This window comes from Desulfatiglans anilini DSM 4660 (assembly GCF_000422285.1).
Lineage (GTDB): Bacteria > Desulfobacterota > DSM-4660 > Desulfatiglandales > Desulfatiglandaceae > Desulfatiglans > Desulfatiglans anilini.
Map to the genome: position 1 here is coordinate 198,585 of NZ_AULM01000004.1, position 26,739 is coordinate 225,323.

The 26,739-nt window shown below is 57.9% G+C and carries 16 protein-coding genes and 1 tRNA gene; 5 read left to right on the forward strand and 12 right to left on the reverse strand.

Features of this window, described 5'->3' with window-relative positions:
• Positions 1-10 precede the first annotated feature (10 nt).
• The 5 genes from H567_RS0106500 to H567_RS29805 form a co-directional block, all read right to left on the reverse strand.
• Positions 11-472, reverse strand: coding sequence for an IclR family transcriptional regulator (locus H567_RS0106500; RefSeq protein WP_084516949.1), 462 nt, complete (start codon positions 470-472; stop codon positions 11-13).
• Positions 473-498: 26 nt separating this feature from the next.
• Entirely contained in the window at positions 499-840 is a 342-nt protein-coding gene (locus tag H567_RS0106505; protein ID WP_035253542.1) for a cupin domain-containing protein, read from the reverse strand.
• A 604-nt stretch (positions 841-1,444) separates the two neighbouring features.
• Complete coding sequence (locus tag H567_RS0106510) at positions 1,445-1,918, reverse strand: hypothetical protein (protein WP_028320792.1); 474 nt, start codon at positions 1,916-1,918, stop codon at positions 1,445-1,447.
• A 156-nt stretch (positions 1,919-2,074) separates the two neighbouring features.
• The gene (locus H567_RS26990) at positions 2,075-2,815 is read right to left on the reverse strand and encodes a PEGA domain-containing protein (RefSeq protein WP_051184541.1); all 741 of its coding nucleotides are present in this window, start codon (positions 2,813-2,815) and stop codon (positions 2,075-2,077) included.
• Between the two features lie 149 nt (positions 2,816-2,964).
• Positions 2,965-5,292 (reverse strand): NADP-dependent malic enzyme, encoded by a 2,328-nt coding sequence (locus H567_RS29805; protein ID WP_084516951.1) that lies wholly within the window; start codon positions 5,290-5,292, stop codon positions 2,965-2,967.
• Between the two features lie 967 nt (positions 5,293-6,259).
• Between H567_RS29805 and H567_RS0106530 the strand changes: the two genes are divergently transcribed.
• From H567_RS0106530 to H567_RS0106555, 5 genes are all read left to right on the forward strand, one after another.
• Positions 6,260-7,285: an IPTL-CTERM sorting domain-containing protein gene (locus H567_RS0106530; protein WP_028320793.1), complete on the forward strand. Its 1,026-nt coding sequence runs from the start codon at positions 6,260-6,262 to the stop codon at positions 7,283-7,285.
• Between the two features lie 765 nt (positions 7,286-8,050).
• Complete coding sequence (locus H567_RS26995; RefSeq protein ID WP_161626572.1) at positions 8,051-9,847, forward strand: BMP family lipoprotein; 1,797 nt, start codon at positions 8,051-8,053, stop codon at positions 9,845-9,847.
• A 1,046-nt stretch (positions 9,848-10,893) separates the two neighbouring features.
• Entirely contained in the window at positions 10,894-13,260 is a 2,367-nt protein-coding gene (locus H567_RS0106545) for an SNF2-related protein (RefSeq protein WP_051184543.1), read from the forward strand.
• Entirely contained in the window at positions 13,250-14,329 is a 1,080-nt protein-coding gene (locus H567_RS23425; RefSeq protein WP_051184544.1) for a hypothetical protein, read from the forward strand. Before H567_RS0106545 ends, H567_RS23425 begins: the two co-directional genes overlap by 11 nt.
• 1,394 nt (positions 14,330-15,723) lie before the next feature.
• The gene (locus H567_RS0106555; protein ID WP_161626573.1) at positions 15,724-18,777 is read left to right on the forward strand and encodes a hypothetical protein; all 3,054 of its coding nucleotides are present in this window, start codon (positions 15,724-15,726) and stop codon (positions 18,775-18,777) included.
• 529 nt (positions 18,778-19,306) lie between these two features.
• Here H567_RS0106555 and H567_RS0106560 read toward each other — a convergent pair.
• The 7 genes from H567_RS0106560 to H567_RS0106590 all read right to left on the reverse strand — a co-directional run bounded on the left by H567_RS0106560 (position 19,307) and on the right by H567_RS0106590 (position 26,555).
• Positions 19,307-19,383 (reverse strand) — tRNA-Arg (locus H567_RS0106560).
• Between the two features lie 79 nt (positions 19,384-19,462).
• Positions 19,463-19,975: a D-glycero-beta-D-manno-heptose 1-phosphate adenylyltransferase gene (rfaE2, locus tag H567_RS0106565; RefSeq protein WP_051184545.1), complete on the reverse strand. Its 513-nt coding sequence runs from the start codon at positions 19,973-19,975 to the stop codon at positions 19,463-19,465.
• Between the two features lie 18 nt (positions 19,976-19,993).
• On the reverse strand, positions 19,994-20,731 hold the full coding sequence (locus H567_RS0106570) for a ComFC family protein (protein WP_028320798.1): 738 nt from the start codon (positions 20,729-20,731) through the stop codon (positions 19,994-19,996).
• 10 nt (positions 20,732-20,741) lie between these two features.
• Positions 20,742-21,164, reverse strand: coding sequence for a YkgJ family cysteine cluster protein (locus H567_RS23430; RefSeq protein ID WP_051184546.1), 423 nt, complete (start codon positions 21,162-21,164; stop codon positions 20,742-20,744).
• A 7-nt stretch (positions 21,165-21,171) separates the two neighbouring features.
• Positions 21,172-24,096, reverse strand: a complete 2,925-nt coding sequence (locus H567_RS0106580; protein WP_028320799.1) for a DEAD/DEAH box helicase — start codon at positions 24,094-24,096, stop codon at positions 21,172-21,174.
• A 99-nt stretch (positions 24,097-24,195) separates the two neighbouring features.
• Positions 24,196-24,540, reverse strand: a complete 345-nt coding sequence (locus H567_RS0106585; protein WP_153306073.1) for a hypothetical protein — start codon at positions 24,538-24,540, stop codon at positions 24,196-24,198.
• A complete protein-coding gene (locus tag H567_RS0106590; protein ID WP_028320801.1) occupies positions 24,537-26,555 on the reverse strand; it encodes an ABC-F family ATP-binding cassette domain-containing protein in 2,019 nt (672 codons plus the stop codon). The genes H567_RS0106585 and H567_RS0106590 overlap by 4 nt, the downstream gene beginning before the upstream one ends.
• Positions 26,556-26,739: the final 184 nt, after the last annotated feature.

Here is a 26,739-nt window from a genome sequence, read left to right on the forward strand (position 1 = left end):
ACCTCCCTGCTCAACTCCTCGGCGCGGTGGCGTGGAAATAGGGGCAGGTGCTCCCGATCCGAGAAAAAAGCCGCACGGCCTGGGGGCTCTCATCCTGATCAAGCAGCACGAGCTCATCCTTGACGCGGCCCGAAAACTCCGCCGTTTCCCCGGTCAGATCCACGAGCTTTCTGAGATAGTGCCTCGCTTCGGAACGGAAACCCATCCGGTCCAGAAGCAGATTCCCCATATAAAGAAACTTGTAGCCCAGACGGTAGGTGTGATTCTTTGGATCGTAGAGGGCATACCCCGTATCGCGCAGGACATGCAGCAGTCGCCACAAGGAAGGTCCGGGGATCTGAGAGGTCTCTTTCAGAGACGAGAAGCTGAGGTCTCCATCCACGGCCGCCAGGACCTCGAGGATCTTCAAACCCCTTGAAAGCGCCGGGTTCCTCTCTGATTTTCCCCCATGAAACGCACTTTCGCGGCGGATGGACGTTCCTCAACGGTCCGTCGAAATTATCGGGGCATCGCGGCGGAGACTAGGATCGCACAATCCTGGTCTCCGGTGTTCTTCAGGCTGTGCGGGACGCCGTAAGGTAGCCATATTGCATCGCCCGTCTTGACCGCTCTCCCTTCGTCTCCAACCGTCATGTACCCCTCCCCTTCAAGGATATAATAGATCTCCTCATAGGGGTCCACATGGGCCTCGATCTCTTTACCCGGTTTCAGCACGGCATGCGCAAAAAAAAGCATTCCCTCGAGAACCTGGCTGGTCAGCAGCATCACGGCGCTCGCGCCTCCATGCGCCCTGTACAGGCTGCGCACGACTTCTTCGTGTTCCAGATTTCTGACGATCATAGACATAAAACCCCACTCGCATTCATTCACAAAAAACCGTTCAGAAGCAACACGTAAAAACCGGACCATACCGGCCGGGGCCCGTCATCGTAGATTCGTTTCCATCCGGAAATAATCTTTTTGGCCAATCTCGGCGTCGATCTGCACATTTGGTTATGCGGCGATCTCCAGGTCGCCTCCGCTCAAGTGCTTGATTTCCCTGATATTTGTCAAACCGGAACCAGCCCCGGCGGGGCGGTACTGCGCACCCGACGGGTATGAAGAAAGATCCTCATTGTCCGGATGGAAACCAGATTTGGTCTTAACCGGCTTCGGTGCATGCCGGTTCATCTTTATCAAAGTGTGTAGCTCCCTTCGTATTGTCCCGGCAACGATCGATCCCTGATGTACGGAGGCGGCGCACGATCTCCGATATAATCGGAAACATCCGCTTTGAAACACCAAGGACCTTTGCGCCGCCGTCATTCAGACGAGGGCTTTTTTTTCGACGGACAGCATGGTGTTTTGCATGGAATCGCGCTAGCCCGCATCCTGATCGCGCCCCGGAAGCGGCCCTTTTTTATCCCGCCCTGCGCATAACAGATGAGGAATTTTGCGGCGACGGCTACCGGTTCACCTTTCGCTCGTAAAACCCCTTTTCGAAGGCCGTGATGGTTGTCAGGCCATCGTTCACATCGATAGCAATCACCACCGGCCGACCGGTATCGTCGTCTTTACCCTCCAAATGATCGAGGTCCCCTTTAGGATCCAGAAGTGTAAAACCAGCCTCCCTCAGCAGCCTCGCCGACTGATCCTTGAGATCCCCATGGAAAACGAAGGCGTGCCCACCAAGCATCGCTTCATCTTCATAAATATAGCCGGCGCTCATCAAGGGACTTGCGCCGGTGACATGGTACAGCTCGATCTTCAGTTCCCCCATCTGCGAGATTTCATCGGGTTCCCCCAGGATGGAACACACCTCGCTTCTGGACATCGACACACTGACCCGATCGATATCCGAAATATCTACGGCGGCCTTCGCCGCCACTGAGGCAAAGAACAGGACGCCCCACAATACCATCCATGCACCCTTTTTCATCCGAAGCTCCTTTTCACCCTCTCCGCATGATGCGGATTCGCACCGCCGCAATTGATAAACCGTGTTCTATTTCCTTCTGGAGGGGGCTTGAAAAATCGCGCTCGTCTTCGATCGACCCCTGTGGAAAAGCACCGCCGAAATGCCCCCGCAGAATGGCTATTTGAACAGGGCATCGATGGCGTTGACCAGTCCAGCCGGGTTGACGCCCACACCGACCGACGTGCTCGATTCTTTCTTGACCCTGGTTCCATCTGCGGTGACATACTCCTTCGATGACGAAGAGGTCTTCACCTTTTTTTCGAGTGGATTTGCCTGGCTCAACGCCGCATCAGCACCAATTTTGACCACTTCGCGCACCATCTCATTATGGCTCATCTGGGCCGCTTCGCCGGTGCTGGCCGCCTGCTCCGCGGGGACGCCGTTTGCCGGGGAGTCAACCGCCTGTTCCAGAGGGGCCGCCCCACCCGCGCTTCCTAGAGGTGTCAAGGTCACCTTGACAGCGGACGGTGTCAATACATAGGCCTCACCTGTCTTCTCCTGCGCATCGAGGGAACTCATACTGCTCCCGACCCCCATGGCGGGATCCTTGAAAAAGAGCCCGGAATGAACGCCTGATTGAATCGCTTTCAGGTAGGCCCTGTCTTTCTGGTACAATCTCTGGATCACCACATCCTCCTGGTGGTAGTTCTCTTTTTGCAGGGTAAGGATATGGCTGCGGGTCCGCTCGAGCGAAACCGTGCCCGGGGTTGTTCCGACGTATTGCCCATCGGCATACATCTTCGCCCCCATGGGGTTGGTCGAAACCGGGATGTCCTGCTTCAGGACCGGTGTGCTGCATCCGCCTGCAAACAAGGTGATCAGTCCTATGATGATACAGAGCCGCTTACAGATCTTCATCGATATCCCGCTCCCTTTCTAAAAACCCGCCAGGCCGCCGACTGGAATCGCGGCCGCCCAAGGCTTGATGATTACAGCCTGTTGATGTGGATCGGTTTGACCGGACACCGGTTTCAAGACAGGCAGTCTAAAAAGACAGGCCTTTTATGTCAAGCCCCTCCAAACCGCTGACCGCCTTGGGCTGTGCCTTCGTCCAGCCCCGGATCATCCCCTTTTCCTTCCTGCACCTTCATTTCCTGCGCCTGTGCGACCGTGATGGCGATGACATGGACGACATTTTCCATGTCGCTGCTGCGCTGAAGGACGTTGAAGGGCTTGCTGAGCCCCATCAGCAGCGGGCCCACGGCCTTCGCGCCGCCGGCGTATTCGAGCAGCTTGAAGGCGGCGTTCCCCGCGTCCAGATTGGGAAAAATGAGCACGTTCGCCGGCCCCCCGAGCCGGCAGAAGGGGTAGAGCCGTTTGACGATCTCCTCCGAAAGGGCGGTATCCACCTGCATCTCTCCGTCTATCACCATATCCGGCTTCTTTTGCCGGCAGAGCTTCACCGCCTCTTCGGCAACCCTGGCATCTGGATGCCGGGTACTGCCGAAGTTGGAAAAGGAGACCATGGCGATCCGGGGATTGATGTCAAAGAAGGCCGCCTGCTCCGAAGCGAGCAGCGCAATCTCCGCGAGGTCCTCCGCCGAGGGGTGAAAATTCACCGTCGTATCGGCAAGAAGCAGCGTCCGCCCCTTAAGAATGAGGAGGTAGCTGCCCGAAACCTTGGATATATTCGACCGCCTCGGAATCACCTGCAGAACCGGGCGGATCGCATCCGGATAGGAGCGGCTGATGCCGTGGACCTGTCCGTCCACATATCCTTCGAGCACCATCGCCGCCCCGAAAACGAAACGGCTCCTCAACTGACGGCGGGTCTCCTCCAAGGACCACCCCTTGCGGGCCCGCTTCTCGAAAAGCACATCGACGAACCGGTCGTAAAGCGGGCTCTTGAAGTTGTCCAAGATCTCCACACCCTCCAGCGAGACCTGCAGTTCGCGGGCCAATGACCGGATCTTCTCCTCGTTCCCGAGGAGCAGCGGCCTCGCAATGCCCTCGCGGGCGACCTCGTGCGCGGCCCGCAGGATGACCGGGTTATCCCCCTCCGGAAGGACGATCCGCCGGGGGTCCTGCTGGGCCTGGACCGCCACCTTGTGGAGGATCTCCCGCTCGGCGCCCAGGCGCGATTCGAGGATCTGGACATAATCAGGCTCTGCGGGCAGGCTGATCCGGGCTGCGCCGCTTTCGACGGCGGCCTTCGCCACGGCCGGAGCCACCGTGAGAAGCACGCGCAGATCCAGGGGCTTCGGAATGAGGTAATCCGGTCCGAAGCGAATCGGGCGCCCTCCGTAAGCTCGAATGACGGAATCCGGCACGTCTTCACGGGCCAGCCCAGCCAGGGCGCGAACAGCCGCGACCTTCATCGACGCGTTGATCGTAGTCGCGCGCACATCGAGGGCGCCGCGGAACAGAAAGGGGAAACACAGCACATTGTTGACCTGATTCGGATAGTCGGACCTGCCCGTCGCGACGATCGCATCCGCACGGGCAGCCTTCGCCTCATAGTAGCCGATCTCCGGCTCCGGGTTCGCCAGGGCGAAGATGATCGGATCTTTCGCCATCCCGGCCAGGAGGTCTGCGTCGAAGGCCCCTTCCGTCGAGACCCCGACCAGGGCGTGAGCCCCTATGACGGCTTGCTGCAGGGTCCGAATCGGCGTCTCGCCTGCAAAGGCTTCTTTGTAAGGGTTCATCCCCTCCTCCCGGCCCTTGTAGATAACGCCTTTCGAATCGACCAGCAGGATATTTTCTCTCCTGGCACCGAGTTCCACATACATCCTGGCGCAGGCGATCCCCGCGGCGCCGGCGCCGTTGACGACGATCCGGCTCTCTTCCAGCGGACGCCCTGCGAGCTCGCACGCATTGAGCAAGGCCGCCCCCGAAATGATGGCCGTTCCGTGCTGGTCGTCATGGAACACCGGGATGGACATCATCTCGGTGAGCCGCTCCTCGATGTAAAAGCAATCGGGGGCCCGGATGTCTTCGAGGTTGATCCCCCCAAAGGTCGGCTCGAGGAGCTTGACGGTCCGGATGAACTCGTCGGGGTCGCGCGTGTCGAGTTCGATATCGAAGACATCGATGTCGGCAAACCGCTTGAACAGGACCGCTTTCCCTTCCATCACCGGCTTGCCGGCCAGCGGGCCGATATTCCCCAGGCCCAGAACCGCCGTCCCGTTGGTAATGACCGCCACCAGATTGCCGCGGGTGGTGTAGTTGAAAGAGGCGTCCGGGTCCTGCTCGATGCGCAGGCAGGGCGCGGCGACCCCGGGCGTATAGGCCAGGCTCAGATCCGTCTGGGTCAGACACGGTTTGCTCGGGATGACCTCGATCTTCCCCGGCCTTGGTTCCTCATGATAACGCAGTGCCTCCGCGTCGTAAGTCATATTCCCTCCAAAATGCATCGATGATTACCATATTCTTTTCTCGACAGACCTCTGCGCGAAGCTCTTAAAAAGTTTCCATCCGGCAATAGTCCTTTTTGCGAATCTCAGCGTCAATCGGCACGTTTGCTTGTGCGGCGACCACCAGGTCGCATCCGGACAAACGCTTGACTTCCTTGATATCGGCAAGAACTCCTCATTCCCGGGGTGGAAACTTGGTCGCGCAGGATGCTTTTCTCCCAATGGACACCAAATATTATATTTTACGCCTTAGCGACCAGAAAATACAGATATCCAATTTCTAACAGCAATGTCAGGTCCGTTTCTTTTCCCCGAAAAAGTATCCATCCGGTAATGATTACCCAGCACCACCAGATTTCCAATCCGAAAATGTGGATTTTTTTCACCGGCTGCATGGCGCATCCCAGTTCAGCCAATATCGAGGGAATACAATGTTTGCACAGAACCCCCCCGTAAATCCCCGCACAAGCCAACGCGCAGGTCGACGCCGAGGCTGCCCAAATAAACAAATTAAATCAACGAAATAGCATCCTTAATAAAGTTCCAGACCACCGAGAATCGTTTTTCCGATGGGACCACAGACATAATGTTCAAGTAAAACACCCCTCCGGGTCGTCAATCCCTCGCCTTCCGCAAAAACGCCATGATAGCAGGCTTGGTTACCCAAACGTACACTGGATCGTCGAAATTCATCCGGTTAGTTCCAGCATCAACAGCATTGGAAAACCCTTTATCGGCGCGCACAATTTTGAAGGGTAAATGGGTCTGTTCGGGTTTTTGCTTGACAGTTAAGACCTCCTGTGGTCTACTGCCGCAAAGGAAGTTACGCTTAAAATCCTATTCTGAACCAGAGATACCAGAGGCAGGAATTCGATAGGCTGCAAGTTGTTCTGTTTGAGGAAAAATGAGGTTTATTAACACGTTTCATAATTGAGGAGGAGGAGTGGGAATGAGATTCAGATGCGGATTTACAGGTGGAATATGGAGCAAAGCGCCCCTCATCGTGGTCGCTGCCTTAATGTTCATCTTTTCAGCCGGGGTGGCCAGTGCTGACGTCTTTATCGACACGTTTCAGACGACTCAAACGATTTCAACCGATGAACTTGGCCCGGAGCCAGATGGCGGCGGCTGGCATCCTACTTCGGGGCCGGGCATCCTTGGCGGAACCCGAGAGATGCGTCTAGATTGCACCGCAATTTCCCTTAACAATTTTACGATGAATGTTGGAAGCGGCTTTTTCACCTATAACCAGGCTTCTACTGTTCAAGGTTGGGGCGAAGTGCGATGGGCTGGAATGACATCGCTTGATTTAACGGAAGAGGGTAATGCTATAGAGATCGATCTTACCAGTGATCAGGTGTCCAGTCTGATTCTTACAATCAACGGAAGCAGCATGGCATCTATCGCATTAGCCGACACAAATGTTGTGCAGTCTTTTACCATCTTATTTTCCAGTTTCAGCGATCCTTCTGCCTTTCAGGGTGTAGACAGTATCCTGATGCGTATTCCTCAATCAAACAGTTCCTCTGAGACGGACATCACCATTCAGCGTCTCGAGATCGTTTGTATCGCTGAGGAGCCTGGAATTTCAGTAAGTGCAAATCCCAATCCCATTCCTTTTGATCAGAGCACTTCTCAACTTTGCTGGCAGGCAGACGGCGCGACTCGCGTGGAACTGAGCGGGCCGGGGCTGTACCAGGAATATACGCAGAATTTAGACCAGCAGAACTGCATCGATGTCATCCCGGGAAATTACGTCGTGACGGCTTGGAACGAGTGTGCGTCCAATGTGAGGAATATCACCATCACCAAACAAGGTGCGCCGCCGCCGGTAGATGACGATTATCCCATTGTGTCGCCAAATCCATTGAACGTGCCGACCCTGTCTCAGTGGGGCATGCTCATTTTTGCCGGTCTCATGGGCCTGAGCGGCATACGTTATATTTCCGGCCGGGGAAAACGCAGGAAAAAATAGCGGAAAGAGCACCCCAAAAAGGTAGTACCGGTAATATTGCTATACAAATGTTGATCAGTTACGCATAGATTTTCAACCGGGTATGGAAATGTTGGTGCCTACCCAGAAAATCAAGCGTTTGCGCGGAGACAACCCGCACGCTGTTGCACAAACATTTGTGAAAGTTGAGATTGGGATTGGCCAACAAAACCTTTTCCGAATGAAAATCAGCTAGTAGCAGGAAACGGGTTCAATAAAAAGGCGTGCCGACCAGATGGTTGGCGCGCCTTGAATTTTTCTTCCCTCGATAGGAGCACCTGAGACAGAGAGCTTTTTTTTCTCTTCACTTCGGCTCCGACCGCGAGTCCGGTCTTTTTGGCCCAAAGCCTCACGCGGCGCGGGTCAGTGTCTGCTGTGAACATGGCATGGAAATGGCCCACCGGAACTGCACTTCGAAAAGCTTGAGATCTTTGGCCGATTCAAACCACCGTTTCTATCCGGAAATGAGGTTTTTTTGCCCATATCAAGGAAATCCATAGCTTGCGCGGAAATGGCCTGGTAGTCGCCGCACAAACAAACGTGCAAATGGACGCCGAGATTGGCCAAAAAGACCATTTCCGGATGGAAACTGTTATATGCCGTGGCACCTGTACCTCTCCAGGCAAGATATTTGTCGGCTCGGACATTCGCCCTCGACTCTCAAGTGAACATCCTAGAGCATGCCCTGAGATCCCGGCGCAATAAGGGGTGATGGAGGATCTCGACCGACCCTTTTGGAGGCAGGAGATGAAAGTGAAACACGTGGTCTATTCTTTGTTGTTTGCCTCATTGGTCTTTCTTGTTCCGGTGGGGAATTCGCCCGCCCAGAACCCGACCCCTTTGAAGGTCGTGCTCGTGTTCGATATCGGTGGAAGAGGCGACGGCGGATTCAACGATGCCGCCCACAGAGGCCTAGAAAAAGCGGTTGCCGAACTGGGGGTCGAGGCCGTTTACGTGGATCAGGAGCGGAGGCTGGACCGCGACCATGCCGTCGATGCGGCCGCGGCTTCCGATGTGGACCTGATCATCGGCGTCGGCTTCGCCTTCTCGGAGAAGCTGAATCAGCTCGCCCTGAAATTCCCCCGCAAGACATTCGTCTGTGTGGACTACAGCATGAGGCGCGACGACAAGGGGCGCCCCATGCCGCTGCCTCCCAATCTCGCCGGGCTTGTCTTCAGGGAGGAGGAAGGATCCTATCTCGTCGGGGCTGTCGCGGCCCTCACGAGCAAGACCGGGACCATCGGTTTTATCGGCGGGATGGATAACGCGATCATCCGGAGATTCCAGGCAGGGTACCTGGCCGGCGCACGCGCCGGCCGCCCGGATATCCTCGTGCTGTCGAAATATGCCGGGATAACCGGTGCAGCCTTCAATGATCCTGACAAAGGATACCAGATCGCCCACCGCATGTACCAGGAAGGGGCGGACATCATCTACCACGCATCGGGCGGTACCGGTGCCGGACTTTTCCGGGCGGCGAAGGAGACGAACCGGCTGGCGATCGGCGTAGACGTCGACCAGAGCGCTCAGGCGCCCGGTCTGGTGTTGACCAGCATGCTCAAACACATCGATGTCGCGGTGTTCGAAAGCGTCAAGGCCCGTGCGGAGGGGCGTTTCTCCGGAGGGCTCAAGACCTTCGGACTGAAGGAGAAAGGCGTTGGATTCGTTTATGACGACCAGAACCAAAAACTGATCCCCTCCGAAGCCTATCACACCGCTCTCTCCCTGCAGCAAAGGATCGTCACGGGTGAATTGACGGTTCCCGACTCGACCGATGAAAGGCTGCTCCTGTCCCGGGAAGAGCTGCAGGAACTCCTGGTGCAGTTGCAGTCGGAGGTGACGGACGCGTTGGAAAAAATCGACGGTGATCTGATGCAGAGCGCAAAGGCGCTCGCCGGAGAGGACCTGACGGGTGATGCTGCCCGGGGCGTGCTTCGAAAGGTCTACGCCGATAACCCTTACATCATCGACTGCGAAACAGTCAGCCCTGAAGGGATCATGGTGGCCGTCGAACCCCCGGGGCACAGGGCATCCGAGGGCAGCGACATCAGCGCTCAGACCCACATGGTCAGACTGTTCAAGACGCACGAACCGGTCTTGAGCGATTCATTCCGCTCCGTCGAAGGCCCGCAGGCGGCTGTCATCCACCATCCCGTATTTGCTTTCGACCTACGGTTCATGGGTTCCGTCTCGGCGCTTTTTGCGCCGGAATACCTCTTGTCCGGCATCATCGGACCGGTCTCTTCCAACCTGCCGGTCGACATCTTCCTGATGCAGACCGACGGTCTGATCATCTACGATGTGGATGCGGCACAAATCGGACGGAACCTCTTTACGGATGCGCTGTACCAACCCTTTCCCGAACTGGTTGCACTCGGTGAAAAAATCGCTTCCACCCCTGATGGTGAGGGTGTTTACAGCTTTTATCTGAAAGAAGGGAAAATTCCCGTAAAAAAGACGGCCTTTTGGCGGACCGTCGACCTGCACGGCACCGCATGGCGCCTTGCCATCGCCTGCGCGCAAGACCATATGGAGAACCCGTAATGGCCGAGGCGTCCGAGGAAGATCCGTTTCGGCGCCCATCTGCACGTTTGTCCATGCGGAGGCGATCTGCAGATCGCCTCCGCATGGACAGTTGATTCCCTCGATAAGCGAAAGCCTTTCCTGTCCGGATTGGAAACCGGTCTCTACCCGGAAATCATTTCCCGATGGGCACGAGTGAGAAACATCTCGCCTCAAAGGCGCGGGCAGACCTACATCCCTCCGCACTTTCGAAGGATGCCCGGCTTTCACGCCTTTCGGATTCGATGAAGTCTAATTGCCGCGAGTTTGAGTCGTCGATCCTCCTCCAGTCGTACCGGTCGATCCTTGCCCCTTGCTGCCGTGATTTTGATCGCCTCCAGCGTAAACCAGGGACGAGAGACCCACCATAAGGGCCAACACCAACACCAGAATCTTTTTCATCAACTTCCTCCATTTATAAATGTCGCCCATGCCCCACTGCAGAACCGACCCAAGGCTTTCAAGGCGGAATGCAACCGGGGTCCACCATCCGGACAGACTGGCCTCATCACGCACCGCTCGACGCCCGGAAATTCAAAAACCTCGATGGCACCGGCCTCAGCGGCTTGTGCGCCGGACAATCCTGCACCCGAATGGGAAAAACCAGCCGGAAGAATACACAATTTTGTCCTTCCGGCCAGACCCGGACCGGCATCTCCCGCCTTGAGATGATGAATTTTCTTTTTTTTTAAAACTTTAGCAAGCCCTAAAATCAACCGTCGCGACCGGACACAAGCCCGTCAGGTCCGCTCGCTCTGATCGAACAACGTTCTGTGGATCACCCCACCCTCAAACCGCCGTTCGACCCGGTCCAAAGCCCCAGACCGCAGGAAAATACATGGAGAGTCGATGTCATCCATGACACCCGGCCAAGATCGTCCTTCAGCATTTGACAAATTCCAGTTCGTCGGATATGCTAGGTAAGTTAATATATTGTAAAATCAAAATGTTATAAACCAGGCAGGCAGATGGCGACCAGTTCCGACAAAAACCGCTCAAAACGCAGACAACAGCGGCAGAAAGAGCGGTTGCAGCAGTCTTTACGCAAGACACGCCGGGAAAAGATCGAGTCGTTTCTCGAAGCCGCCTGGTATTATTCGGAATTGAAGCAATACGAAAAGGCCGAGACCTTTCTGAGAAAAATCCTCAAGCAGGATCCGGAAAACCGGGAGGCTCTCTCCGATCTCGCGCGGCTGGGCAAGCTGACGAACAACGAGGCATTGATCAAAGATTCATTCCTCCAGCTCCACAGAATGGGGTTGCTCCAAAATGCGCCCCTCGAGAATGAAGCCATCCTCAACTTGTGCAAGCATCTCCTGCAAGACAACGAACCTGGGCAGGCGGCGGAAATCGCCGCGGACCTCAAGGCCCGTCAGGCCGATTTAAAGGTTCGGAAACGGAAATCCTTCGAAAAGGACCTGGACCAGATCATCGCGCTCGCCGAGATCATGCAGCGCTCCGAAGGATTCCTTCGCAACACCCAACCCGGGCGGCGCACCGGCAAAGTGAAGGCCGAACCCTACCTTTCGGCCCGTAAAACGAACGGCGCTTCCTTCTCTGATGAGCAAAGGGCGGCCGACCGGCAATCATCCCCTTCAGACCGTCCGCCGAACCCGGATCAATCCACTTCGAAGCTCATCGATCCTTCGATCGGTTGTTCCGCTTTGGACATTCCCCTGATCCTGGAGATGGAGGGAAGCGGCATCGCGGCGGCCTTCAGCGATGCATTTCCGGCATCCAGAGAGCAGTACGACCTGGTCATGGACGCGGTGCGGCTGCGCTTCAAGGAGACCTTCGACCACCTCCTGTGCCTCAGTAACCTTCAGGGCATTACTTCCCTGGCCTATCAGGAGGAGACGGCCCGCAAGATCCTGAAGACCTTCCGGGGCCGGGCTCTCCTGGCCGACGAGGTCGGCATGGGTAAGACCATCGAGGCCTGCATGGTCCTGAAGGAATACTGGATGCGCAGGATGATCCGGAATGTCCTGATACTCACGCCTACACCGCTCGTCAGCCAGTGGCAGGAAGAACTGCGGTCCAAGTTCGGCATGGACTTCGTTTCGACGGACGACCGTGACTTTCGAACCCTGGGCGATGCCTTCTGGCAGCAGCCTCATATCGTGGCCTCCGTGAACATCGCAAAGTCCAAGAAGAATTTTACCGTCGTGGCCGACCGGGACTGGGACCTGGTCATCGCCGACGAGGCCCATCATTTCAAGAACCACACGACCCAGAACTGGAAGCTCCTCAACGTCCTCAAGAAACGTTTCCTGCTGATGCTGACGGCCACCCCCGTGGAAAACAACCTCATGGAGCTTTACAACCTGATCACCCTCCTCAAGCCCGGCCAGCTCAAGACCTCCTCGGCCTTCAAGGAAGAATTCATGACGCGGGGCGATCCCACGGACCCCAAAAACCGCACCCGTTTGAAGGGCCTTCTCGACCAGGTGATGATCCGCAACACGCGAGCCGTCGCCAATATCCAGATCCCGCCACGATTTGCCGAAACCATCCGCACGGAGCCCGTTTCGTCGGAAATCGAGCTTTACGAACGGGTATCCGACCTCGTCCGCGGCCTCAACGCGTCTGAGGGCCCCCGTAACCGAATGGCCCTGAAGCACCTGCTCGCCGAGGCCGGATCCTCGCCTGCGGCGGTGGAGAAAACCCTCTCCGAATTCGCGCGGAAGCAGGAACCCCCGGCCCTGCTCATGGAGGAGATTCGGGCGATCCGGAACCTGACCCGTTCCATGGGGGACACGGGCAAGAACAAAATGGCGATCAAACTGATCCAGTCCGCCCATGACAAGATCATCGTGTTCGTCACCTATCGAGCCACCCTCGATCACCTGTCCGATGTGCTGACTTGGAACGGGATCGGCCACAGCGTGTTTCACGGACAGATGTCCAACCCGCAAAAGGAGCGGGCCATCGAACAGTTCAGGACCGAACACGATGTACTCCTCACGACCGAAATCGGCGGCGAGGGGAGGAACCTGCAGTTCTGCTGCCGGATGATCAACTATGATCTACCTTGGAACCCCATGCGCATCGAACAGCGGATCGGACGCATCCACCGTATCGGGCAGACCCGCGAGGTCATGATCTACAACCTGTGTGCCGCAGAAACGGTGGAAGAGTACATCCTGGACATCCTCGACCGGAAAATCAATATGTTCGAAATGGTGATCGGTGAGATCGACATGATCATCGGCCGCATGCGGGATGAGCAGGATTTTTCGGACATCGTCTATGATATCTGGATCAACACAACCTCGGACAACGACCGTAAAGCGGCTTTCGACAAACTCGCCGCCCGTCTGAAACGCTGCAAAACGGGATATGAACGAACCAAATCCCTGGATGAAAAGCTTTTTGGGGAAAATTATGAGATTTGAGGCCGAGACCGAACCCCTCGCATTTGCCGAGCGGTTTCTGGAACTGCACGGCGCGGCGGTGGAGAAACGCGAATCGACCCTCGAAGCGCTTCTCCCCGAAGCGCTGAGCGCCCTCCTGGATGCCCCCGAGAACATCTTCATCTCCGCAGACAGCGAATCAGGGGCGGACAGCGACCGGCGTTACTCCATCGCATACGGCACCCCTCTTTTGGACCGCATGATCGGCGGGGCATTGAGCAAGATCCCGCTGGCCGGCTGTCGTCTGGAATTCGATTACGTGAAGAGCGGCGGCTTTCACCGGCTGCTCGACGAACAGATGACCTTTTACGGTGCCGCGGCCTCCATCGAAACCGTTGCCGAGGTGTTCGCGAACTACCTTCTGCTGATTGTCCGGTATACGGCCCAGAGCGACGAACAGAAAGAGGGCCTTTTGCCCATGGTATTCAATGCGGATACGGGCAGCTTCGTCCCCGAGATGACCCAGGCGCTGGATGCCGCACAGTGTCAGGCGGTGTATGCGCCTCCGGAAAAGGATGCCCTACGGAACATCGCCCGACTGGGTGAAGCGGTCGAACAAACCGCCCGCCGGCTTATCGAGGAGGAACTCGAATCCTTTCGCCTGAGCATGGCCCGCCGCTTCAAGCGCGATCTGGCCAATCTCGTCGAATACTACACCGGCCTGGAGCAGGAGATGCTCAAGGCCTTGGAGAAACCCGGGCTTTCGGACAACGCACGCAGAGACCGGCAAAGCAAAATCGACGGACTACCCTCTGAATTGGCCAGCAAGCGAGACGATCTGCTCAAGAAATACAGCGTCAAGGTGCGCCTGAAACCGGCTGCGGCCATGCAGATACGTACCCCGGCCAGAAGGATCATCTGCCGCCTTTCCATAGGCAGGCAAACCCGGCAATTCTTCTTGACCTACAATCCCGTGACCCGCAGGATCGACCCGCCGGTCTGCAGCCGCTGCCACAGTCCGATCTTCCACATCCACTTCGAAGGCGCGCTGGAAGCCCTTTGCTTCGATTGCAGAGGGGGGACCTCCGCCCAAGGCCGGAAACGAACCTAGAAACCTGCCGGAGGTTCGACGGCCGCCCCGCGAACTTACTTCCGAGGTCAGGAACCCGACCTCGCCTGGATTGCTCAGCCCACCCTTTGATCCAGACCCCGTGATCGCTTACCAAAAATCTTCCTTCGCTCCTGCCTCCACCCTCCTGGAGAGCCGGCGGGCTCTTTCTCGAACGTATCCGGCTCCCACAGGCTTTGCTTCTTCGCGAAGCCGTTCGCCGCCCCGTGTACAGCTATGCCCCGGTACTCTCCTCGGTGCTTTTTAAACCGCTCATTTTGTCCATTTTTCGGCCGGCGTTAATCAATTGCCAAAGACCGGGACATGAAGTCCTCCGGGCTTACCCATGCCCGGTCTCTCCTGCTTAAAAACTGATCTGCAAAAAGGGTCAAAATTGCACAATCGGAATCAAATTTCGACTGTCATTTCGACCTATTACACAGGATTTCGCAGACCTTGCATCCGGCCATTTTTCCACGCCCCCTGTAAAGGACATCAAAATTTTCTTTCATACCGCGGCGGTTCTCAGCAGGAAGGTGAAGAGAACTTAGCCGGTGGTTAACCAATCTCTCATGCAGCAGGGGCTTCTCCCAAATGCACAGCGTAATGTGCACAAGCTTTTTCCCGAGCCTGGACGAGAATGAGAACGAATTTTTTGAACGTGGCTGATCGTGTTGTGATGCTTTCATAAAATCCAAATGTTACGTCATGTCCGGGCACAGCGCAGATGTCTGCCTGTCTGCAGGAACCGCCAACTGGCATTGAATTTGCCAAGAGCATAGTGTTCCAACTCAGCAGGCGGAATGGCACTGCTCGAGCCGATGCTCTGGCGACAATGGCGGTACGCTATTTTCTGACCGACCTACCACTCGGCTGATGGCCTTGCCCGGATGCTGGAGGCTCGGTCGGGGCACCTCGAAGGCAAGATGGTCTCCATCCGGAAATGGTCTTTTTGGCCAATGTCGGCGTCAATCCGCACGTTTGCTTGTGCGGCGACCTGCAGACCTGGTCCGTGCAAACGCTTGATTTCATTAATATTGGCCAAACCGGAAGCCACTGCGAAGCGGTGGGACTGAGCACCCGAAGGGTGTGAAGAAAAATCATCATTTCCGGATTGGAAACTGGATTCTACCGGGAAATCATTTCCGGATGATCTAGATAAGGATGGGATGAAGATGGCTTTGAAGATTGATGATTTCAGGCAAGCGGCGGATAAGGGCGGCAGGATAGCGATGATCTTCGATGATGATGGCCGGGCATCCGTCCGGGGGACCGGCTGGTCATGGAATACCTGGGGAGGCAGCAGAAGAGACTGCCGGGATTATATAGAACGCCAATTGATCCGGACTCCGCACCAGTGGCGGAGGGTTGCGCCCGAGCGTCAGGTCGACCTGCAGTTGCGCTTCCAATTCAAAGAAGCGCTCAGGGACGAACATGGGGACGATGTCAGCAACCTGGTGATTCGCGACCTGAGCCATCGATACCGCGGTTTCCTGACTGCGTTGGAGGTGAAAGAAGCCGACGCCCTGGCCAAGAAATACAAAGAAATAGAAGCCGAGAACCGGAAATGTATGGAACGCGAGTTGTTTGCTTCAAAGGATTTGCACAGCAGCTGCGAATGCTCTCCATTCTTCGAGCCATTTGTCGAAGACCAGTCAGTTATCCAGCCAGATAGTGATAACCGTAAAAATACTGGGTTGATGGTAATCTTGGAGAAATCCTTCCAACATTTGTCTGAGAGGCACGAAATTTCGCCGGATGATAACACTGATCCCGATACAGAAGACCCTGATCGAACGAAAACAGATCGCTTTCCGGCCATGCAGGAGAGCGCAATGACTCCGCAAACAGCCCATGATCCTGACGTGTATGAATTTTTTGAGAGCTTTGCCCGCCAATGCATTACCGAATGGACACGCCATCATTCTGAAACCATCGGTGACCAGGATATCAAAGGAAAACTCGAAAAGGCATTCACCGCCTTTCTGAAGCGAGTCCGAACGTTTTATGGGGAATACTCCGTTCAATTCATCCAGGAACTTAACTGCTTCCAACGAGCGCTGCCGGAGGGTACGACATCGCAGGACAGAAAATTCCTGATGGAGGTCATACTGCATCCCTCCATGGCGTGGTGGGCCAAAACCGATTTTGGGTTAGTGCACAAGGTCCTTGATAAAGTCGCGACATGGTACTTCAAGCATCCCGCCATGGCTTCCCCGGCGGACACCCTGTGGGCTGTGGAGGACAAAGACGGCGTCGACACGGACTATGACCGGCAGTACAGGGATCAGGGCATGGCACGGTGGGATCGGCGTCCTCCGGAAGAGATCTTGCGGAGACTGCCATCGAGGGATGGGAGCAAGACACTGCCTGATCCCATCCTGGCATGGACGAATCGGCGCCCTCCGGAAGAGATCTTCGCGAGACTGCTATCGAAGGAGTCGAGCGAGACCCAGGGTGTGCCCAATCTAGTCCAGAGGATCGAAGCCGAATCCTTGCGTGAACACTTGATGCCCACCGGATTGAACGCGAAAGAGCGAGAGGCCTACCTGCATCTAACAAGGGTGTTTCTGCCTGGATCAAAACAACCCCTGGCAGATTACCGGCAGTATGTCGAGTTCGTGGCTGACAACATTCATACCATTGCGCTTCTGAACAGAGAGGAGCGTTCCTTCTACGAGGTGGGGTCGGAAGGATATGGCTCCATCACAGGCCGGCTCACAAGGGCGATGAAGGGGCCTCATGACTTGTCGAAATACAACGCCATCATGCGCGCGGAGCTGGCAGAAACACTCCATGATGAGCAGCAGAAGGCAGCCTTCCTGCATCTGACCAACCCGGAAAAGTGGCGCGGGTTGTTCCAGGACAGCCGGGACTACAATGCGTATCTGTTTGTGATTCATGGCATCATCGGAAGGTTCGTGGATGAACGTCAAGACAATACGGAGTATGACTGGAACGATCTAAAAAGGATCTGGCAGATCGTCACAGGCAATGAGCTGCCCTCTGACGCCACCTACTCCGATTTCGTATCGGAGCTGATTCAGATAGCGGAAGCAGCACAGAGGAGTCAGGCGAGCCCTGAGATTGCCGAGAGCAGGCAACGGCCGGGTAGACCTCCCGTTGTGCCGAAAAGGGTCGTTCTGAGGATCATAAGTGACGTAAACGATCTGCAGGCATGGGGCTCCAGAGACGGAACCGAGCAGAACCAGGCACTCTCGAAAACCGAACAGGAACAGCTTTGCGATGCAGTGTACCCCTGGCTTTCCAGCCAGGACCCCGAGTTCATTCACGGGTTCATCCGCGGTCTTCTGGAACTCCATAATGCCCGGATAAGTGACCCGCAGCAGGCGGGGGAGGCCTTCAAGTCATTGATCGAGGAATTGAATGAATCTGACTTCCTGGAAGAAGTGCCAAAATTCTTTAGAACCCTGGAGGAGGAAACCGACTCGCTCTGTGGCGAACTGCCTGAAGAACTGCATGGGAAAAATCGTGAGGGATTGCTGCGCGAATACCAGGGGCGGCTCTGCGTCACCCTGCTGCCGCACATTGCCGGGAACGATGGGGAATTCTTCAGAGATTTCCTCAAGCAAACGAAGAAACCGTGGGTCGATGCGATGAGAGAGGATGGAGTGCAGCCCAACTCGGCCTGGGCATTTGCAGGGATGCTTGATGAACTGGAGGCGTTCAACGGCCTGCGGCTGGATGGGGACGGCCAATCCGAGCTGTTTCCCAGGAAAAAGAGCAACGAATCAGCAGCCGATGCGATTCGGGCGCTTCGGAAGAGAATCCTTGAAATGAGGGGACAGGAACCTAAAAGCACGGCGCGGACGCCCGATGATGCGGACCGGGAAGCCGCGGCGCTCCAGAGAGTCTTCGGTTTGAAGCGCGTTCCGTGCCAGGAGGGGAGCGATTCATTTTTCAAGGCCGTTGCGCAGCTCATAGGATTGGAAACGCAGCAGGTCGTAAGCGATCTTACTGATTCCCTGATGAAGGGGGGCGAATCTTGGAAGCCGGCTACAGACCATCCGGACGTCGCCAAGATGCTTCTCAGCTTCGGCCTTTCCGACCACAGCTTCCGAACCGACAAATTGTTCAACTTCGCTCAACATATATGCGAACTGAGGAAGGAGGCCCGATACGGAGAAATCCCCTACACCGTGCCGAACTTACAGGAAATCTTCGAACCTGGGAGGCTTAGCATGGTTCCACTCATGGCCCAGCTCTACCGGCGCCCAATCGGAGTGATCCAGATAAGAGAAGTTGACGGGCACCGCTATGGGCAGTGGGCCGTATGCAACTTAGACTGGAAAACTGGGAAGCCTCTGAGTCAGCAAGACGATAAACCGCTGGTTCTTGTTTTCGACGGGAAGCACTGGGACGCAACTCAACCTATACAGAAGAGGTCGCACCTGAGCAACGATGGCGACGACAAGAATAACAATGACTGAGGATCATCCGGCGCGCAGGACGTTCGTCCTGCGCGATGCACGAAACTCATGGGCATGGACTATTAACGGCGGTCGAAAATTAAACAGGTATGGCCAGTAGAAAAACGGCTAAAAGAAGTGAATGTATTAAACTGGTTGATTATACAGGATCGTCTGGCACCTGCATATAGCTGTATATAAAACAGTTTTTTTCCCTCTTTCAAAAAAATATTCTATAACTTCAACAAAATTTGTTTTTTTGCAGAACAGCTTTTTGAACAACTCTTTTTCGCAGCTAGTAACTTCATCATCCGGAGACGGCAGACAAGCAATTTCAATTGATCCAAATGCCAAACAAAATCAATGAATAGCGAGTAAACCTATACTTATTGTGTATATTTTTTTCCTTCTCCATACCTATTTGCCCGCGTGGTCAATACCAAGAGGCCGTTCATCCACCATACCGATTTGATTTCTCCCACTATCCTTCCGCTGAAGACCATCTAAAGCAAAAGGCTCCTCCGAGGAAGAGCCTAAATTATTGTCTTTATGGCGCGCCCAGCAGGATTCGAACCTGCGACCTACGGATTCGTAGTCCGTCACTCTATCCATCTGAGCTATGGGCGCTCGAAAAGTTTTTTATACCATCTTGAAAGGGGGATGGCAAGAGGTCGTTTCGAGGAAAATCGAGAGGGGGCTATTTTTCTTATGGGATGTGGCGACGGAGGATCTCTTCGATCAGGGAGGTAGTGGAAAAACCGGTCTGAAAGGGGATACGTTCCACGCGGCCGCCGTCGGCCCTGACGATGTCAGCGCCGACGATGGCATCCTCGGCCCAGTCACCGCCCTTGACGAGGATGTCGGGGAGCAGGGCCTGGATCAGCTGGAAGGGGGTCGGATCGTCGAAAATCACCACTTGGTCGACGGACGCGAGGGCGGCCAGGAGTTCGGCGCGGACGTCCTGGGGGAGGATTGGCCTGTCCGGGCCCTTCAGTGCGCGGACGGACTCATCGCTGTTGACGGCCACGAGGAGGTGGTCGCCCAGCCGGCGGGCCTCCGAGAGATAGCGGGTGTGGCCCGGATGGAGGAGGTCGAAGCAGCCGTTGGTGAAGACCACGCGCCGGGCATCGGCTTTGAGCCTTCGGATCGTCGCCTGCGCCGCGGGGAGCGTGACGATCTTTGTCAGGTACGGGATTTCCGGAATGTGCGGTCTTGCCATGCGGTTTCCTCTCGATCTTTACACGGCCCTGGCAAGGGTCAGGGCTTTTACGCTCCGGGCGTCGGCCTTTTTGAGGATCCGGGCGCACTCGTTCAGGGTGTTGCCGGTGGTGGCGACGTCATCCACCAGGAGGATGTCCCGGCCCTTCACGGAGGCGGGGCGTTTCAGGAAAAAGGCTTCGTGGACGTTATCGCGCCGGTCGGCGTGTCCCAGGCCCGTCTGCGTTTGGGTGTATCTTACCCTGGTGAGGGACAGGAAGTCCAGGTCCGCCTGAAGGCGCTTCGCCACCGGGCGGGCGAGCAGGAGGCTTTGATTGAAGCCTCTCTCGCGGAGGCGCCGAGGGTGAAGCGGGACAGGCATCACGAGAAGGCGGGGCGCCGCTTCGAGCCACCGGTCGGCGTAGTCGGCGAGGAGCCGCCCGAAGGGCTTCGCCAGGTGCTCCTGCCCCCGGTACTTGAAGGCATGGACGGCCTTCGTGAGGGTCTCTCCGTAGATCAACGGCGCACGGAGGGCATCGAAATGAGGAGGCTTCCGGATGCAGGCCTCGCAGAGGTGATCGTCCTGCCGAGGCCCAGCAAACGGCTGCCCGCAGCAGGTGCAAAGGGGGGATGAAAGGGGTTCCCATTGGGCGAGGCAGACCTGGCAGAAAAGCGGATAGGCGCTGTCTGCAAACGGTTCGTCATCGTCGATAAAGGCGCCGCAGACTGCGCACCTCGGCGGGTAGATCATGCGGACGAGGGCTTCGAAGGGGTTCACGCGGCCCTCGTCATCGCTTGGGCTCGAGCGGCTCGACGAGGGGCTCGGTAAAGGCCTGTGGGGCCTCGATGCGGGCCTGGGCGACAAACTCTTCATGGGTGCACTCGCGGCAGATCCCCGGGCAGGCGTCTTTGGCGAGCTCCCAGGCCTGGGGGTCCTTCACGTTGGCCGGGAAAAACGGCCAGAGGGCGCAGCGGGCCGGTTTGACCGGGTGGATGAGGCACATCTTTTCGCGGTCGAAAAAGATGCAATAGCCGTCGTCTCCGCACTTGAGGTAGGTTCGGCCATGCAGGGTCTCACAGTACCGGTCTCGAAACGCCGCCTCGGAGAGCCTCAGGAACTCTGCGATACGGCGGGCTTCTTCATCCTTCACCACGATGCCGCCTTTGCCATAGCAGCAGGTGCCGCACAGGCGGCATTCGAATGCCTTCATGGGACTTTCACTCCTTTCGTGGGTCGCCGGGGGTTCGCTTCAGAAGATCCTCGAGACGCCAGTCCACCGGCAGCCTCACCCGGCGCTGCTCCCGCTTTTCGCGGTAGACCAGGTGGCCGTGATCGAGGCCGAATTGAAAGAGGTCACGGGTCACAGCCACGTCGTTTTGACAATATTCGGTCAGTTTGTTCCACTCGCCCTGGCGAAACCACTCCACGGCCTGAAGACCGTCGGCGGTCTTGCCGGATTCGAGCGTTTCGGACGCCAGATGGCCCAGGCCCAGGCGGAACCCGATGCGGCGATGAAGGTCTTCCAGGATGTCGAAGGTCGGCAGAGCCCTGAGGTCGATGTTCGTGTAGGCACCGAGCACGGCGTAGTCGAAGCGGAGGATGTTGAACCCGACGATGAGCTCGGCCTCCTGGAGGTGCGCGATGAGCGCGTCCAACTCTTCTTCCCGGTAGGCGGCGAACCGGTCGAGGGCGGCGTCGAAAAGCACCGCCACCGCGACGCGCATGAGGTGGGTGTTCCGCCAGCCGCCGACCTCCTGGGCCGTCTTCCGGGTCTCGAGGTCAAAGTAGAGGATGCGGGGCCCGCGCCTCGGCTCCGGGGAAAGCGCGGGCTCGGCGGCCGCGGCGGGGGCGGGCGACTCTTCCGCTTCCGGGACGGCCATGTCGCTCAGGGGGATGCGCCCGATGAGGCCTTCAAGGATCAGGAGCGCGGCCGCCTTGTCGAGCGGCTTGTTGCCGCTCCCGCACTTCGGCGAATGGATGCAGGACGGGCAACCCTCCTCGCAGCCGCAGTCCCGGACGTGCTCGTAGGTCTTCTCGAGGAGGGGCATGACCATGTCGAAACCGCGCTGGGCCAGCCCCACACCGCCCGGATGGCCGTCGTAGATGAAGACGGCGCTCTTCCCCACCTGCGGGTGGTGGGGATAGCAGATGCCGCCGACATCGTTCCGGTCGCAGAGGGCGAAGAGCGGAAACATGCCGATCGACGCATGCTCGATCGCGTGGATCCCGCCCATAAAATGGAGCCCCTTCCGCTCCACGAAATCCTTGATCACCGCATCGATCTCGATCCAGAAGCCGACGGTCTCGAAGGTCGTGGGGGGCAGTTCCAGGGGGTAGACACCCATCAGGGTCTGGCCGGGCATGGCGCGCTTCTCGAAGCCCGTCACGACCTCGGTCACCTTCAATTCCCCCTGCCGGACGATGAACTGCCCGGCCGGCTTGCTCCGCTGGATGCGGAGAATCTCCGTCTCCTTTTCACTCCGGGCGCGGGTGTAATACTTGAGCTGCTCCCGGTGGGCCACGATGTCGCGCTTCGAGAGGATCAGGTCGTCCACCAGGTACTGCGAGGCCCGGTGGAGATAGACCGCCCCGGGGTGGCACTCCTTGAAGGCGCGGATCCCGTCGATGGTCCCCACGGCCTCGCCGGTCGCTGCGTCGAAGATGGTGAACGGCTCCCCCGCGGAGCGGATGTCCACCTGCAGGTGCGGGGTGCGCCGGCCCGGGAACCAGGTGGGCGGGTCGTCGGCGCTCCGCACCAGTTCCCCGGCCTGCTCCAGTTTGTCGAGGCGCAGGGGGAGGCCTTCGCCCCAGTAGGCGCGGTCTTCGAGCGTGACCGGGAGCTCGGCCGCGGCGCAGGGAAGGTGTTTCTCCACCACGTAGGTGTTGTCGGGGTCGAGGACCGCGGCCTCGAAGGAGCGTTCGAAGAAGGCCTCCGGGTGCTTCATGAAGTACTGGTCGAGGGCGTCGGGCTTGGCGAAGAGGACGATCAGGGACTCGCGGCCGGCCCGCCCCACCCTGCCGCCGCGCTGCCAGGTGTTGATCATGGTACCGGGGTAGCCGACGAGGATGCAGACGTCGAGGTTGCCGATGTCGATCCCCATCTCGAGGGCGCTCGTGGAAATCACGCCGAGGAGCTTTCCGCGTGCGAGCTGGCGTTCGATCACCCGCCGCTCTTCGGGCATGAACCCGGCCCGGTAGCTGCTCACCCGGTCCTTCAGCTCCGGGCAGAGCTGCGTAACCCAGACGTGCATGAGCTCCGTCAGAACCCGCGCCTGGGTGAATGCGATGGTGCGGCGGCCCCGTCGGATGCACTCGGCGAAGAGCTTTGCCGAGAGGAAGCTCGGACTCTCGGCGAGCGGATTGAGAAGCACGACGTGCTGCCCCGCCCGTGGGGCGCCCGCGGCCTCCACCACCGCCACGTCCTCTCCGATGAGGTCTCGGCTGAACTCCGCAGGGTTGTGCACCGTCGCCGAAAGCAGGATGAAGCGCGGGCTTGCGCCGTAACTCAGGCTCACCCGCTTCAGGCGACGGATGATCTGGTTCACATGGGACCCGAATATGCCGCGATAGGCGTGGACCTCGTCGAGGATCACGTAGCGGAGGCGGCTGAAAAGCTCCTTCCAGGACTCGTGGTAGGCCAGGATCCCCCGGTGGAGCATGTCCGGGTTCGTGAGAAGCACCTCCGGGGGCGCGGACCGGGTCTTCTTGCGTGCGTAGGCGCTGGTGTCCCCGTCATAGACCTCTGCGCGGACGGACGAGCCGAGGGCGCCCCCGAACCAGGGGGCGAGCTGTTTGATCTGATCGCGTGCGAGGGCCTTCAACGGGGAGAGGTATAGATGACGGGATTCCGGATCATCAAGGAGGCTTTTGAGCACCGCGAGGGTGTAGACCAAGGTTTTGCCGCTCGCCGTAGGGGTGGCGACGACAACGCTCCTTCCCTCATCGAGAAGGCGCAAGGCCTCGGACTGGTGGCAGTAGAGCCGCGTGATCCCCAGGCGCTCCGGCACCGCGGCCAGCTCCGGCGGAAGCGGGGGAGCCTCTCCGTAAACCGCCTCCTGGGCAGGAAGATACCGGTGATGAACGAAGGCGTCCCTGAAATCCGGGTGCTGCTTTACATACTCGATGATGAGGGAAAGGCTCAAAAGGCGATCCAGCGGAGGTCTCGGACGGGTGCCCGCCTCGGGGTCAGAGACGGAAAAAGGCCCTGGTCTTCCGGCAAGATGAGACGGGGGCGACCGGTCCTATTGCTCGTCTGCTTCGGTCTTCGCCCCGAACTTCGCGCGCAGGGCATCGGCGATTTCCTTGTCGCCGGGCCTGGGGCTTGCAGCCATGCGCCGCTCGGCCTCTTCCCAGGCAGGCTTCAGGATATCTGTCATAAAGGTGTCGTTCTCGCTGCTCCAGGCGCTCCACCCGTCGATCCCGATATATTCGTTGTAATGGGTGCGGTAATAGGGGTCATAGATCCTGGCGCCCTTTTCCGGGTCGATCTCGTACTTCACCCATTTGCCGTCGAAAAGGGCGAAATCCTCGTCTTCGAGCCCCATGCCGCGCAGCAGGGCCTTGTGTTCTTCTTTGATATCCATCATGCCTCTTCCAGCACTCCTAATTCGGCCTTCGCGGACTCGAGCTCCTCCTGCCGCGCCTCCCAGCGTTCAAGCAGATCGGCCAAGTCCCTCCTGGCCTGGTTGTATTGGGTCAGCAGCCTGACCCCTTCAATCTTATCCTTGAAAACCTCCGGATCCGCAAGCCTTTTTTCGGCATCCGCCTGGAGGGCTTCAAGCTCGGTGATACGGGTTTCAATCCTGGCAAGGTCTGTTTCGATCGGGCGAAGTTTTTCGGAGATCACCCGACGCCGTTCGGCCCGTTCACGTTTGAGATCCTTCCGATTCGGGCGGGCGCGCCCGTTGGAGGGTTCGGGGGCTTGAAGCGTCGCAGGCGCTCCATTTTGAGGCGCCGCCGCAGCGGCCGACCCCGACGTCTGCGCCGCTTTTTCGAGCCGTTCCAGGTGCTCGTAATATTCCGTCAGGTTCCCCGGATACTCCTCGACACCCTGCGGCCCCACGTCCCAGATCTTCGTGGCCAGGCGGTTCACGAAGGACTGGTTGTGCGACACGAACAGGAGGGTCCCCTGGTAGCCGGTCAACGCGTCGATCAGCTTCTCGGACGACGTGATGTCCAGGTGGTTGCTCGGCTCGTCCATCACCATCAGATTCCCGGGCTTGACCAGGAGCTTCGCCAGGGCCACCCGCGCCCGCTCGCCCCCCGAGAGGACCTCGATCGGCTTGTCCACATCCGAGCCGGAAAAGAGAAAGGCGCCGCAGACGTTCCGGACGAACGACACGGTTTCATGCGGCACGACCCTGTAGACCTCCTCCAGGACGGACTTGCGCGGGTCCAGGGTGTCGGAGTGGTGCTGGGCGAAGTAGCCCATCTCCACATTGTGGCCGAGGGCGATGCCGCCCTCGTTGGGCGGAAGTTCCCCGGCGATCATCTTGAGGAGCGTGGTCTTCCCGCAGCCGTTCGGGCCGATGACCGCGATGCGCTCGCCCCGCATCACCCTGAGGTTGACGTCCCGGTAAAGGGTCTTGGGGCCGAAGCGCTTCGAAAGCCCCTCGATCCGCAGGACCTCCCTGCCGCTCTGCGGCGGGGCGGGGAACGTGAAGTGGATGGTCTTCGTCCGTTTGTGCGTCTTGACGATCTCCATCTTTTGGACGAGCTTCAGCTTGCTCTGGGCCTGGCGCGCCTTGGAGGCCTTTGCCTGGAAGCGCTCAATGAACCGCTGGGCTTCCTTGACCTTCTGCTCCTGGTTACGGGCCTTGGCCTCGAGGGCGCGCTCCTCCTCTTCGCGGGCCTTGAGGTAAAAATCATAGTCTCCTGAATAGACGCGCATGCCCTCGGTCTCGAAGCTCATGATGCGCTTGACCTGCCGGTTCAAGAACTCCCGGTCGTGGCTCACTAGAACCATGGCGCCGGAGTAGGATTGCAGGAATTGCTCCAGCCAGTGGACCGATGGGATGTCCAGGTGGTTCGTAGGTTCGTCGAGGAGGAGAAGGTCCGGCCTCTGATAAAGAAGGCCTGCCAGCGCCGCTCGCATCTTCCAACCGCCGCTGAGGGACGCAATGGGCTGGGAAAACTCCTCCTGTTTGAAGCCGAGGCCGATCAGGATCTTCTCCGCCTCGTGCAGGGGATACGTCTGTTCGAGGTGGTCGATCCGTCCGTGGAGTTCGGCCAACCGTTCGGCCGACCGGGCTTGTTCGCCGGGCTCACCGGCATCGCGCAGGGCGGCCTCCGCCTCCTGGACGTCCGCCCGCAGCTGCCTGCGCTGAGGTACGGAGTCGATCACCGCCTGCAGCAATGAACCCGACAGGCTCTCCTGAACGTCCTGCGGAAGATATCCGAGCAGCGTCCCCCTGGCGATGCGGATCTCACCCTCATCGGGCGCCATCTCACCGGTGATGAGCCGGAGGAGGGTGGATTTGCCGGACCCGTTCGGGCCCACGAGGCCGATCCGGTCCCCGGATTCCACCGAAAAACCGACCCCTTCGAATAGGGGCCGATTGAGAAACGTCAAAGAGAGATTCATGACTGTAACAAGGCTCATGTGCTGCTCATTCCACCTCAAGGGAAAATATGACCGTTTTGCGGCAACCTTTTTTTATGACAGATGAAAGGCAAAAGGTCAAGCTGCGTGCTGAACCAAAAAGGGCCGCACCGGCGTGACACCGCCAGACACGGGATCCTCACTCCTCTTATCCACCGAAAAATCGACCGGGATATCCGGTCCA